At 69.3% G+C, this 12,804-nt stretch carries 9 protein-coding genes; 2 read left to right on the top strand and 7 right to left on the bottom strand.

The features are described from left to right. Positions 1–4 precede the first annotated feature (4 nt). Positions 5–2,476, top strand: a complete 2,472-nt coding sequence (locus HD592_RS05525; protein WP_184452438.1) for a DNA gyrase/topoisomerase IV subunit A — start codon at positions 5–7, stop codon at positions 2,474–2,476. A gap of 17 nt (positions 2,477–2,493) precedes the next feature. On the opposite strand, the gene HD592_RS05520 is transcribed toward HD592_RS05525, so the two are convergent. The 3 genes from HD592_RS05520 to HD592_RS05510 form a co-directional block, all read right to left on the bottom strand. Continuing rightward, positions 2,494–3,540 carry a GNAT family N-acetyltransferase gene (locus HD592_RS05520; protein WP_246429989.1) on the bottom strand — a complete coding sequence of 349 codons (1,047 nt, stop codon included), beginning with the start codon at positions 3,538–3,540 and terminating at the stop codon, positions 2,494–2,496. A gap of 17 nt (positions 3,541–3,557) precedes the next feature. Continuing rightward, the gene (locus tag HD592_RS05515) at positions 3,558–4,496 is read right to left on the bottom strand and encodes a GNAT family N-acetyltransferase (RefSeq protein WP_235361975.1); all 939 of its coding nucleotides are present in this window, start codon (positions 4,494–4,496) and stop codon (positions 3,558–3,560) included. Positions 4,497–4,624: 128 nt separating this feature from the next. After that, on the bottom strand, positions 4,625–6,730 hold the full coding sequence (locus HD592_RS05510) for a DNA topoisomerase IV subunit B (protein ID WP_184452436.1): 2,106 nt from the start codon (positions 6,728–6,730) through the stop codon (positions 4,625–4,627). Between the two features lie 208 nt (positions 6,731–6,938). Between HD592_RS05510 and HD592_RS05505 the strand changes: the two genes are divergently transcribed. Continuing rightward, positions 6,939–7,157: a DUF7455 domain-containing protein gene (locus tag HD592_RS05505; RefSeq protein WP_184452435.1), complete on the top strand. Its 219-nt coding sequence runs from the start codon at positions 6,939–6,941 to the stop codon at positions 7,155–7,157. 136 nt (positions 7,158–7,293) lie between these two features. Here the strand turns inward: HD592_RS05505 and smc are convergent, their stop codons facing one another. From smc to dhaL, 4 genes are all read right to left on the bottom strand, one after another. Continuing rightward, complete coding sequence (gene smc, locus HD592_RS05500) at positions 7,294–10,812, bottom strand: chromosome segregation protein SMC (protein WP_184452434.1); 3,519 nt, start codon at positions 10,810–10,812, stop codon at positions 7,294–7,296. Between the two features lie 63 nt (positions 10,813–10,875). Next, a complete protein-coding gene (ndk, locus tag HD592_RS05495; RefSeq protein WP_184452433.1) occupies positions 10,876–11,334 on the bottom strand; it encodes a nucleoside-diphosphate kinase in 459 nt (152 codons plus the stop codon). Positions 11,335–11,460: 126 nt separating this feature from the next. Continuing rightward, positions 11,461–12,168, bottom strand: a complete 708-nt coding sequence (gene dhaM, locus HD592_RS05490) for a dihydroxyacetone kinase phosphoryl donor subunit DhaM (RefSeq protein WP_184454470.1) — start codon at positions 12,166–12,168, stop codon at positions 11,461–11,463. Continuing rightward, positions 12,165–12,797, bottom strand: a complete 633-nt coding sequence (dhaL, locus tag HD592_RS05485; protein WP_184452432.1) for a dihydroxyacetone kinase subunit DhaL — start codon at positions 12,795–12,797, stop codon at positions 12,165–12,167. The genes dhaM and dhaL overlap by 4 nt, the downstream gene beginning before the upstream one ends. Positions 12,798–12,804: the final 7 nt, after the last annotated feature.

Genomic DNA, 12,804 nt, shown 5'->3' with positions numbered 1-12,804 from the left:
ACCCATGTCGAAGAAGGACGATTCCGCACTTCTGCCCGCACAGGACGAGCGCATTTCGGAGATCGACGTCTCCGAGGAGATGCGCGGCTCCTTCCTCGAATACGCGGTTTCCGTGATCTACGCCCGCGCCCTCCCGGACGCCCGGGACGGCCTCAAGCCCGTCCAGCGGCGCATCCTCTACCAGATGGATCAAATGGGCCTGCGGCCCGACAAGGGGCATGTGAAGTCCCAGCGCGTCGTCGGCGAGGTCATGGGCAAACTCCACCCGCACGGCGACTCGGCGATTTACGAGGCCCTCGTCCGCCTCGCCCAGCCCTTCAACCTCCGCCTGCCCCTGGTCGACGGGCACGGCAACTTCGGCTCCCTGGACGACGGGCCCGCCGCCGCGCGCTACACGGAGGCCCGGATGGCGCCCTCGGCCCTCGACCTCGTGACGGATCTCGATGAGGACACGGTCGACTTCGTCCCGAACTACGACAACCAGTTCATGCAGCCGGAAGTCCTTCCCGCGGCCTTCCCCCAGCTCCTCGTCAACGGGGCCTCGGGCATCGCCGTGGGCATGGCGACGAACATCGCCCCCCACAACCTGTCCGAGACGATCGCCGCGGCCATTCACCTCATCGAGCATCCGGAAGCCGACACCGCTCAGCTCATGCGCTTCGTTCCCGGCCCGGATCTTCCCGAGGGCGGCGTGATCGTCGGCCTCGAGGGCATCAAGGAGGCCTACGAAACCGGTCGGGGCGCCTTCAAGACCCGGGCGAAGGTGTCGATCGAACGCGTGACGGCCAGGAAGATGGGCCTGGTCGTCACCGAACTGCCCTACATGGTCGGGCCCGAGAAGGTCATCGAGAAGATCAAGGAGAACGTCAACTCGGGCCGGCTCAAGGGCATCTCCTCGGTTCAGAATCTCACGGACCGGATCCACGGCCTGCGCCTGGTCATCGAGGTGAAGAACGGTTTCAACCCCGAGGCCGTGCTCCAGCAGCTCTACGCGCGCACTCCTCTGGAGGATTCCTTCTCGATCAACGCCGTCGCCCTCGTCGACGGCCAGCCGCGCACGCTCGGCCTCAAGGAGATGCTGCAGGTCTTCGTCGATCATCGGCTCGGGGTAACGCGCAGGCGCACCGCGTTCCGCCTGGGCAAGGCGAAGGACCGCCTCCACCTGGTCGAGGGGCTCCTCATCGCCGTCCTCGACATCGACGACGTCATCGCGATCATCCGCTCCTCCGACGATGCCGAGACGGCCCGCGAACGCCTCATGACGGCCTTCGACCTCTCGGAGATCCAGGCGAACCACATCCTCGAGCTGAGGCTGCGCCGCCTCACGAAGTTCTCCCGCATCGAGCTGGAGACCGAGCGCGACCAGTTGAGCGCCACGATCGGCGAGCTCGAGGCGATCCTGGCCGATCCGGAGCTGCTCAGGGGGCTGGTGATCTCGGAGCTGCGCGAGGTCTCGAAGCGCCTGGGCACGCCGCGCCGCACGCTCCTCTTGTCCTCGACCGGGATCGAGGCGGGCGCCGAGGCCGATCCCGCCGCGCTCGCGGCGGCGCTGCCCTCGGTGTCGCGATCGGGCCGCGGCATGGATCTGCAGATCCCCGACGATCCCTGCGTCGTCGTCCTCACCGCTCAAGGGGCACTGGCCCGCGTCGAGGGCGGGGACCCCCTCGAGCCCGGCCCGAGGGCCTTCGCCGACGCGTGGATCGCCCAATTGGCGACGACGGCGCGCTCCCAGATCGCGATCGTCACCGAGGACGGCGTCGCCCACAGGCTCGAGGTGGTCGATCTGCCCGCCCTGCCGCGCTTCGATACGGGCCTCTCCTTCGCGGCGGCCGCCCCCGCCGCCCCCCTCCTGCGCACCGACTCCCGGCCGGTCGGGCTCCTCGACCCGAATTCGGAGGCGGTCTACGCGATGGGCACCGCCCGCGGAGTCGTCAAGCGCCTGAAGCCCGATCACCTCTCCCGGGACGAATGGGAGGTCATCGCATTGGAGGCCGGCGACCGTCTCGTGGGCTTCGCGCCGTCGCGCGATGAGTCCCAGCTCGTCTTCGTTTCATCGGATGCCCAGCTCCTGCGCACGGGCGCCGACAAGGTCAGGCCCCAGGGCCGCACCGCCTCGGGCATGGCGGGGATGAAGCTCTCGGGGGAGGCCGAGGCGATCGGCTTCTGGGTGGTCGACGCTCCGGCGGAGGCCGTCGTCGTCACAGTCGCCGCCGCTCAGGGGGCCCTGCCGGGAACGGGCCAGACGACCGCGAAAGTCACCCCCTTCGAGCTGTACCCGATCAAGGGGCGCGGCGGGCAGGGGGTCCGCGCGCAGCGCTTCCTCAAGGGCGAGGACCGCCTGGATCTCGCCTGGGTCGGAGCGCGCCCGGCCCGCGCTGCCGCAGCCGATGGGCATCCCGTCGATCTGCCAGCGGAGGATGAGCGCAGGGACGGATCCGGTTCGCCCGTCATGGTGCCGATCGGAATGATCGGCTGAGCCGCGCAGCGCCCGGATCAGACCTCCATCGCGTACAGGCGCGTCTGCCCGACGGTCGCGAAGCCCAGGTTGTCGTAGACGGCGAGGGCTCCGGAGTGGTTGGCGGATCCCAATCCCGCTCCGATCCGCTCCATCCCGTCCTCGGCCATCGCGCCCATCGAGGCGATGATGAGCGCGTCCACGCCCCGGGTCGAACGCGCGGATTCGAGGACACCCATCTGATCGATGTAGCCCTCCTTCCAGCCGAGCGCAGCCCAGTCCTGCACGTACTTGGAAGCGATGAGGAAGCCGAGGACGTGGGGCCGGTCGCCCCTCCGATCCACGAGGACGAAGGACCAGTCGGGTTCGAAGGCCGAGCGCCCCATGAGCCACTGCTCCTCGGTGAGCGGCGGGCGCCCCCACTCGATCTCCGAGAGCAGGTTCGAGGCGCGCCTGGCGGGCTCCTCCCACTCCTGCCCCCAGGGTTCGATCGTCAGGTAGCGGCCGAGGTCGGGGGCCGGCGGGATCTTCGCGAGGTCCGCGCGGAGCTCGTAGTAGGTCCTCGCCCAGTGGAAACCGCGGAGCCGCAGCTGCTCCTCGAGATCGGACTGGCCGGGCTCGACCTGCATGGCGATCTGCGCGGGGCCCTCGTAATCGAGCTCGGAGAGCATCGCCCTCGACATCGCCTCCTGCCATTCGACGACCGCCCCGCCCAGACCGATCCGACGGAACGCGGGATCGACGCCGCCCTGGCACATGCACTCGACGCCGCCGGGGTTGCGCAGGACGACCTGCGCCCAGGCGACCATGCGCCCTGCGGCGATGCCCCGCGTCGCGTACCCCGCCAATCCCCTCCAGGAGCGGTTCTCCTCGAGCATCTCGACGACTTCGGCGTGGCTCGTCCTGTAGGGGGGGTTGTCCTGGGCCTCGATCCGCGCGATCAGGGCGGAGAGCCGGTGGAGTCCGGTCGAATCGAGCTCGGTCCACACGATGCCGTGGTGCGCGACGGGCAAGGGGACCTGTGCGCGGAGGGGCGAGTGACCCGTGGATCGCGGATCGTTCGCGGCGGATCCGATTCCGGTCATTCGCTCCTCCTTCCTCTTTACTGATCGATCGTGTAGAAGACCTCGGCGGGACCGTCGACGAAGCCGAGATGCTCGTAAATCGAGTGGGCGTTCGAGGGCGAGGCCGTATCGACGTCGAGGCCCATCCTCGAGATCCCGCTCGCGGAGGCCGCGGCGACCGAAGCGCCGAGCAGGGCCGTCGAAAGGCCGTGCCCGCGGTGCTCGGCTGCGACGCCGAGGAGTTCGACGTAGGCCTCGGTGCGCCCAGTGGACACCCACCGGTCGACGGGGCGACCGGTCATGCAGTACCCGACGGGCTCGCCCTCGGGTGAGAGAGCGACGAAGGACCAGCGCGGGTCGAGATTGCCGACGGCCTCCTGCCACCACATCCCCCGCAGGGAGGATCGGTAGTGGTCGAGGAAGGCGTCCATGTGGACCTCGCGGACCGCCTCGAGCGGCACCTGCGCCCAGGGGATCACCGTATATCCGCCCCTCGGCGAGGGGGCCTTCTCCGAGCCTTCGAGCTCGCGGTACATGATCTGGAAGGTGCGCTTCGCATAGAAGCCCGCCGCGATGTAGAGGCGGCGCCTGTCGGTCATGTGCGCGTCGACGAAGTTGTGGATCGACACCGGGATCTCGGAATCCGCGCCGAAGGTCTCGACGAGCATCTGGCGCGCACGGCCGTCCTGCCAGTAGAGCAGGGCGCGACCGAGCCCCCTCCCCCGCCAGTGCGGGTGGATGTAGGCGTTGACGACGGCGTTCGCCTCTTCGGGGAGGGACCGGAGGACCTTGACGGTGGCGACCGCGCAGATCCGGTGCTCGGAGTCGATGCCGACGAGGGCGTCGACCCATTCGATTCCCCGCTTGCCCTCGACCATGTTCGCGACTTCATCAGTCGAAGTGCGGTGGTGGGAGTCATCGGCGGCTTCGACGGTCCGGATGAGCTCGTAGACCCGCGGCGCGTCCGAGGCGATGATGGAACGCCACCTCAGTCCGAGGTGGACACCCGGGTACGGAACTGAGGCCGGCGGGGCGAGTCGCTCAGCAAGTCCAGTCATGGGAGCCATTGTAATGACCGATCGGGCCTAAAGTCGCATGCGCGTGTTCAGGCATCGATCCGCATGCGGTCGAGCCCCTGCGACCCCTCGACGATGAAGTCCTTCCTCGGTCCGACCGTGGAACCCATGAGGAGCTCGAAGGTCTCCTCGGCGTGCCGCAGGGATTCCTCATCGGCGAGGGTGATCCGCCTCAAGGAGCGGTGCGCACGATCCATCGTGGTCTCCGCGAGCTGATCGGCGTCCATCTCGCCCAGGCCCTTGTAACGCTGAATCGGCTCCTTCCAGGTTCTCCCCTGCTTCTTGAGGGCGGCGAGCGTGCGGTGGAGCTCCTCCTCGGAGTAGGTGTAGACGAGCTCGCGCCCCTTCCTCCCGCGCGCATTGACGTCGATCCTGTGCAACGGCGGCACCGCCGCGTAGACCCGGCCGGCTGCGACCATCGGGCGCATGTAGCGGAAGAACAGGGTGAGCAGCAGGGTCCGGATGTGCGCGCCGTCGACATCGGCATCCGTCATGAGGATGACCTTGCCGTAGCGCGCCTGTTCGAGGTCGAAGGTGCGCCCCGACCCGGCGCCGATCACCTGGATGATGTTCGCGCATTCGGCATTGGCGAGCATGTCGGCCGTCGAGGCCTTCTGGACGTTGAGGATCTTGCCCCGGATCGGGAAGAGCGCCTGATACTGGCTGTTGCGCGCCGCCTTGGCCGTGCCGAGGGCCGAGTCGCCCTCGACGATGAACAGCTCGGTCTGCTCGACCTCGTCGAGACGGCAGTCGGCGAGCTTGGCCGGGAGCGAGGAGGTCTCGAGCGCGTTCTTCTTGCGCGAGATCTCCTTGTGGATGCGCGCCGAGACGCGCGCCTTCATCTCGCCGACGACCTTCTCCAGCAGCAGGGAGGTCTGCTGCTTGTCATCGCGCTTCGAGGAGGCGAACTTCGCGTCGAGCCATTCGGAGACGATCTTGAGGACCACGGCCCGCACCTGCGGGGTGCCCAGGACCTCCTTCGTCTGGCCCTCGAACTGGGGTTCGGGGAAGCGCACCGTGACGACCGCGGTCAGTCCGGCCTGAACGTCGTCCTTCTCGGGGCGACCGTCCTTCTGACCGACTTTGAGCTTGCGGGAGTTCTTGTCCACCTGCGCGCGCAGGACCTTGAGGACCGCCTGCTCGAATCCGGAGACGTGGGTGCCGCCCTTGGGGGTGGCGATGATGTTGACGAAGGACTTGACGGCGGTCTCGTATCCGATGCCCCAGCGCAGGGCGCAGTCGACCTCGCAGGTGCGTTCGATCTCCGTGGCGGCGAGGTGACCGGTTTCGGGATCGAGGGCCTGGACGGTCTCGGTGAAAGTGCCCGAGCCCGTGATGTGCCAGGTGTCGGTGACCGGCCCGTCCCCCGCGAGCCAGTTGACGAAGTCGACGACGCCCCCGTCGAAGCGGAAGGACTCGTGGAGCGGCTCCTCCCCCCGCTCGTCCCAGCAATTGATCGTCAGCCCCGGCACGAGGAAGGCGGTTTGCCGGGCCCGCGCCAGCAGGTCCTCCCAGGAGAAGCCCTCCGTGGCCGGGAAGATCTGGAAGTCCGCCCAGAAGCGCACGCGCGTCCCCGTGACGCCCTTCTTCACCTTGCCGACCGTCTTCAGGGCGGAGGAATCGGTGAAGGCCGTGAAGGGCGAGTTCGGCGTCCGCTGCTTGGAGTCGTCGAATTCGCCGGGCTCACCGCGCCTGAAGCACATCTCCCATGTCTTCGCCCCCCGGTCGACTTGAACGTCGAGGCGGGCGGAGAGGGCGTTGACGACGGAGGCGCCGACGCCGTGCAGGCCGCCGGAGGAGGCGTAGGAGCCGCCTCCGAATTTGCCGCCCGCATGGAGCTTCGTGTAGACGACCTCGACGCCCGAGAGCCCGACGCCCGGGACCTCGTCGACGGGGATGCCCCGGCCGTTGTCGGCCACGGAGGCCGAGTGGTCGGGGTGGAGGCGCACGTCGATCGTGTCGCAGTGGCCTTCGAGGGCCTCGTCGACCGCGTTGTCGATGATCTCCCAGAGGCAGTGCATGAGGCCGCGCCGGTCGGTCGAGCCGATGTACATTCCGGGGCGTTTGCGCACGGCTTCAAGGCCTTCGAGGACCGAGAGGTGCCTGGCTGAGTAGTCCGAGGATGCGGGAGTCACCCGTACATCGTAGTTGCGCACGGCGCCCGCGCCCGTCGTGGCCCGCCGTCGGGCCCGGATTGCGCGATCGGATCGTGGACGCCACCCGTGGACGCCGCCCGGGGGTCTTCGGCCCGCTTGCGGGGAATCGGGCGCCCGGAATTGCGCCAGGGGTGAAATCCGGCCTTTCGATCAGGTGCTCCGCCCACTCGTGGTGTGCAATGGAGCCATGACAGCAACGACTCTTGAACGCACCGTCTCGGCCGAACCGGTACTGACGGCGGCGGATCGCTGCGACCAGTGCGGTGCGCGCGCCCGCGTGCGCGTCACCTTGAAATCGGGCGGGCGCCTCTTCTTCTGCGCCCACCACGCGGCCAAGCACCTGACTGCGATTCATTCGAAGGCCGCCGAGATCCTCGACGAGCGTCATTTCCTCCTGGAGGACTGACCCTCTTCACGCCTGAAGCCCCCGGGAACCCCGCTCCCGGGGGCTTCAAACGTTTTCGGGCGTCCCAGGGCGGGAAGGGACCCGAGAGGGCATGCGCCCCACTGCTGCGAGACCCTGTCCGCGTCGAGACCGCCCCTCAGCGATCCAGGCGCTGAGACACCACCCCGGTCACGCCGTCGCGCATCGTCACGCCGTAGAGGGCGTCGGCGATCTCCATGGTCCGCTTCTGATGCGTGACGATGATGAGCTGCGACTCCTCACGGAGCTCCTTGAAGATCGTGAGGAGGCGCGACAGGTTGACGTCGTCCAGAGCGGCCTCGACCTCGTCCATGACGTAGAAGGGCGAAGGGCGCGCCTTGAAGATCGCCACGAGGAACGCGATCGCCGCCAGCGAGCGCTCACCGCCCGACAGGAGCGACATGCGCTTGACCTTCTTGCCCGCGGGGCGCGCCTCGATCTCGATCCCTGTGTCCAGGGGCGAATCCGGATCCGTGAGGATCAAATCGCCCGTCCCGCCCGGGAAGAGCACGTCGAAGGTGTGCGCGAACTGCTCGCGCGTATCGGCGAAGGCGGAGGCGAAGGCCTCCTCGACCAGGCGATCGACATCGTCGATGATCTTGAGCAGATCCGCCTTGGAATGCCGCAGGTCCTTCACCTGGGACACGAGGAACTCGTGGCGCTTCGACAGCGCATCATGCTCCTCCAGGGCCAGGGGGTTGACGCGGCCCAGGCGCGCGAGCTCCTTCGACGCCTTCTCCAGAGCCGCAGCCTGCTCGGAGCGCACATAGGGAGCGGCTTCGGCCTCGACATCGAGATCCGGGTCGTCGGGGAACTTCGGAACGAGCGTGTGCGGGCCGAATTCGGCGATGAGGTCCTCCGCTTCGAGGGAGAGCTCCTCGAAGGCGCGCCTTTCGAACTCCTCGACGCGCAACTCCACCTGGGCCCTCGCGATCCCGTCGCGCTGGGCGCGCCCATTCGCATCGGCGAGGGCGGAACGGGCTTCTTCGAGGCGGGAGCGTTCAAGGCCCGTGCGCTCGGCGGTGAGCCGCCTCTCCTCCTCGGCGCGGCTCCGCTCCCGCTCGGCCTCCTCCAGTGCCCGGGCGGCCGCCTCCACGCCGAGCCTGGCGCCGTTCTCGATCTGCCGGGCGACGCCGAGGGCCCGCACGCGCGATGCCTCCGCCTCTGAGAATCGACGCCGTTCCTCGCGCTCCTTCGCCGCTTGAGCCCGAAGGCTGCGGGCCCGGGACTGGGCCTGACGCGACCGCTCCTCCAGGGCCCTGAGGTTGAGCCGAGCGGCGGTTTCAGCCTCCCGGGCGCTCCTCGCAGCCGCAGCCGCCCGCTCGGCCGCGGCCTTCGCCGCATCAAGGTCCTCGTTCGGGGCCTCCGCCTCGAGCGACTCGAGCCTGAGCCGCGCCTCCACGACGCGTTCCCTCGCCCAATCGATGTGGTCGCGCGACTTCTCCGCAGTCGCCCGGGCGCGAGCAGCCTCCGACGCTGCCGCCTGAGCGGCCGAATGGGCGCGCGCCCGCTCCTGAGCGGCCCTCGCCTGGGCGGCGTCCTCCTCTCGAAGCGCCTTCAAGGCCTCATTCGCCCGCCTCACCGCGGCATCGAGGGCGAGATTCGCCTCCTTCAGGCAAGCGTCGATCGCGGCCAGGGCCTCGTGGGCCGTTTCGGCGCGGGCGGCGGCCTCATCCATTTGGGCCTTGAGCGCCAGCAGCGAATCGGTCGCCGCGCCCGATCCGATGAGGGACTCGCGGCGGATGAGCGCCCCGCCCCGCGTCACGGCCGCTTTCACGCCGCCTTCGCCGATCACGCGTTCGGCGGTGGGCAGATCGGGAACGACCACGGCCCCCTCGAGCAGCGGGGCGAGGGTGCCGGCCATCGTCGGCTCGACCGTCACGAGCTCGCAGGCCCAGCGCGCGCCCTCCGGCGCGGGCGAACCCGCCGAAAGCTCACCCGGCATCGAGATGAGCATCCGCAGCTGCCCCGATGCGCTTTCCTCCCCCGCCCGCGCGTGGGCGAGCGCCGCCGCGAGCCCGTCGACGAGCACCGCGTCGGCGAAGGGGGCGAGCAGTGCGGCGATCGCGTTCTCCGCGCCCTTCTCGACCGTGAGGAATTCGGGGACCCGCCCCGCGACCCCTTCGCGCCCCAGCAGACGAGAGGTGTCGTCGTCCATGACCGTCGCCTGCGCGAGCGCGTCACGGCGCGCCTCCCAATGCGCCCGATCCGCCCGCGCCTCCCGCTCGGCGGCGAGCAGTTCATCGACTGCGGCGCGGGCGGCATCGCGGGCCTCGACGGCGAGACGATGCGTATGGCCGGCCTCCCCCGTTCCTTCGCCTTCGGGGGCCTCGGGCATCCCGGCGAGCTCCGCTTCAGCGGCCTCGGCCCGCTTCCGGGCATCCGCCGCTCCCTTCTCGGCTCTCTCCGCCTCAGCTTGGGCGGCTTCGAGCCGCGTCGTCGCACTCGCGAGATCGCCGGTGAGCCGCGCGATCCGTTCGCGCCGGTCGGCGATCACGCGATTCGCCTGCGCGAGTTCGGCCGTCGCACGCCGGTCAGCCTCCTCGGCCTCGTCCTTCGCGCGGATGAGCCCGGCGAGCGCGGTCTTCGCCTCTTCCACCTCTTCGAGAAGGCGACCGTCCTCGAGGCCCGCGGCCTCGGCCCGCTCCTCGAGGGCGGCGGGGTCCTCCCCCGTCGGTTCGGGAGTCGCGCGGCTGAGATTGCGCACGCGTTCGCCCGCGGTCATCTCGGTTCCGCGCAGGCGCTCCGACAGTGCCGTGATCTCCCGCCACCTCCGGTTCGCCTCATCCAGGGCGGGCCCCAGCGTCCTCTCGCCCTCCTCGAGTTCGCCGATCCTGCGGATCAGCTCCTCGATCCGTGTTTCCAGGGCTTGACGGCGCTCGCCCTCCTTCGCGTCGGATTGGGCAAACAGCGCGAGGCGTTCGCGCGCGTCCACGAGATCATCGGCCAGCAGACGCGCCTTGGCGTCGCGCACGCGGGCCTGGATGAGGGAGGCCTTCCGCGCGGTGCGGGCCTGGCGGGCGAGCGGCCCGAGCTGTCGCTGGATCTCCTGCGTGAGGTCGAGGACGCGCACGAGATTCGCATCCATGTCCGCGAGCTTCTTCAGGGCCCTTTCCTTGCGGCGCCTGTGCTTGAGGACCCCCGCCGCCTCTTCGATGAAGCCGCGGCGCTCCTCCGGAGTCGCTTGGAGGATCGAATCGAGTCGGCCCTGACCGACGATGACGTGCATCTGACGCCCCATGCCCGTATCGGACAGGAGCTCTTGAATATCGAGAAGACGCGCGGGCGCCCCGTTGATCGCGTACTCCGATCCTCCGCCGCGGAAGAGCGTGCGGGAGATCGTCACCTCGGTGTAGTCGATCGGCAGGGCGCCGTCCGTGTTGTCGATCGTGAGCTCGACCTGCGCGCGGCCGAGGGCGGGCCTGGCGCTCGTCCCGGCGAAGACGACATCGGACATGTTGGAGCCGCGAAGCGTCTTCGCGCCCTGCTCCCCCATCACCCAGGCGAGGGCATCGACCACATTCGACTTGCCCGACCCGTTCGGACCGACGACGCAGGTGATGCCCGGCTCGAGCCGCAGCGTCGTCGAACTCGCGAAGGACTTGAATCCTCGCAATGCCAGGGTTTTCAGGTGCACGGGCTCAGAATACGTGGAAAGCGGCGTCCGCTCGGGCGGACGCCGCTCTCAGCGATGAGTTCCTCAGCCGTGGAAGACGAGTTCGGGGAACCACAGCGCGATCTCGCGTTCGGCCGAGGTCGGCGAGTCCGAGCCGTGGACGACGTTCTCCACGTAGCTCCTCCCCCAGTCGCGCCCGAGGTCGCCGCGGATCGTCCCCGGGGCCGCGAGCGTCGGATTCGTCGTGCCCATGAGGATCCGCATGCCCTCGATGACGCGATCGCCCTCGACGACGACGGCGACGAGCGGGCCGGAACTCATGAATTCGACGAGTCCTTCGAAGAAGTGCTGGCCCTTGTGCTCCGCGTAGTGCTCTTCGAGGAGTTCACGGGAGGCCTGCTTGATCTTCAGGCCCTTGAGCACGTAGCCCTTGGCCTCGATGCGCCGCAGGACCTCGCCGGTCAGGCCGCGCGCGAAACCATCGGGTTTGATGAGAACGAGGGTGTGCTCCTTGTTGGAATCAAGAAGATCGGGGGTCGGCATCGTCCCGCCTTTCAGTCGTGTGCGTGCATGTGCAGTGGCGCTGATCTTACGGGACGAAGGTCCTCAGCGCTATTCCAGCGCAGGGGCCCGCGATCCCTTCGGTCGCGGGCCCCTGCGAGATGCGGATCATTCCGCCGTTTCAATGGCCTCCACGAGCGCGTCGAGCGCCTCACGGGCATCGGGCCCGCAGGCCTTCAGCTCGACGGTCTCGCCCTGCTTCACGCCGAGCGCCATGAGTTCGAGGACAGACCCCGCGTCGGCGTCGTTGATCGTGACCTCCGCATCGAAAGCGCCTGCGAGGCGTGCGAGCAGAGCCGCGGGCCGCGCATGCAGACCCACCGGGTCCGCGACGAGGGCCCTCGCTGACAGGCACTCGCCCCCGCCCTCGGCGAGCGGGGCCGCCACGGGGCACGGCACGGGCATGTCCTCGGGAGCCGAGGCGAAGGCCGAGCGGGCCGCCGCGACGACTTGAGCGAGGGGATCGCCCAGCTGGGCGCGCACAGCGGCGGCGATCGCGCCCTCGACGAGGGGCGCATCGACGAAGACGAGGTGCTCGGGGTCGTCGGCGAAATCGAGCACGGACTCCACGGTCATCGTCGCCGACCCGAGATCGGTGAGGATGACGACGCCGTTGCCCTCATCCGCGCCGACGACCTCGAGCGCCGCCTCGACGGCGGCCTCGATCTTCTCGTAGGACGTGCCGATCCCGCCCTCATCCGTGCCCCCGGCCGCACCGAAGTGCACCTCGGGCGCCATCTGAGCGGCGAGCTCGACGACTCCTTGCGCCAATCGCTCCGAATGCGAGGCGATGACGAACGCGACCCTCGGCATCAGGACTCCTCGGCCGCTTCGACGGCCTTGGCGAGGATGATCGACGAGGAGATCGCGCCCGGATCGAGGTGGCCGATGGAGCGCTCCCCCAGGTAGGAGGCGCGCCCCTTCGTCGCCTTGAGCGCCTCGGTCGCCGCCGCGCCCTCGGCCGCCGCCGCGGCCGCGGCCCTGAGGACATCGAGGGCCTCATCGCCCGCCTCGACGGACGCCTTCGCCGCGTCCATCGCCGGGGCCCACGCATCGACCATGGTCTTCTCACCGCGATCGGCCTTGCCCCGGGCCTGGATGCCCTCGAGCGCGGCAGCCACGACGGCCGCCACGCCCTGAGCGCTCAGGGACTCCTCCGTCGCGGCCTTCGCGGCCCGCAGGAAAGCGGTCCCGTAGAGCGGGCCGGCGGCGCCGCCGACCGTCGACATCAAAGTTTTGGCGACGACCTTGAGGACGTCCTGCACGCTCCCGGCGGGCTTGTCGTCGAGGGTCTCGATGACCTTGGCGAATCCTCGGTCGAGGTTCTCCCCGTGATCGCCGTCCCCGATCTGACGGTCGAGGTCGATGAGGTATTCACGGTTCGCGGCGACGGCCTCGCGCGTGAGCCTCATCCATCGGGTCGCCCAAGCGGCGTCCAGTGCCATTCCTGAT

The organism is Schaalia hyovaginalis (assembly GCF_014208035.1).
Taxonomy (GTDB): Bacteria; Actinomycetota; Actinomycetes; order Actinomycetales; family Actinomycetaceae; genus Pauljensenia; species Pauljensenia hyovaginalis.
The sequence above is the reverse complement of the archived record's forward strand: the minus strand, read 5'-3'. Positions and strand labels throughout refer to the sequence as shown.

Excerpts from the sequence above, each read along its gene's own strand:
- HD592_RS05525 (WP_184452438.1), top strand. The coding sequence starts at position 5 with ATGTCGAAGAAGGACGATTCCGCACTTCTGCCCGCACAGGACGAGCGC.
- HD592_RS05520 (WP_246429989.1), bottom strand. The coding sequence starts at position 3,540 with ATGACCGGAATCGGATCCGCCGCGAACGATCCGCGATCCACGGGTCAC.
- HD592_RS05505 (WP_184452435.1), top strand. The coding sequence starts at position 6,939 with ATGACAGCAACGACTCTTGAACGCACCGTCTCGGCCGAACCGGTACTG.
- ndk (WP_184452433.1), bottom strand. The coding sequence starts at position 11,334 with ATGCCGACCCCCGATCTTCTTGATTCCAACAAGGAGCACACCCTCGTT.
- dhaL (WP_184452432.1), bottom strand. The coding sequence starts at position 12,797 with ATGGCACTGGACGCCGCTTGGGCGACCCGATGGATGAGGCTCACGCGC.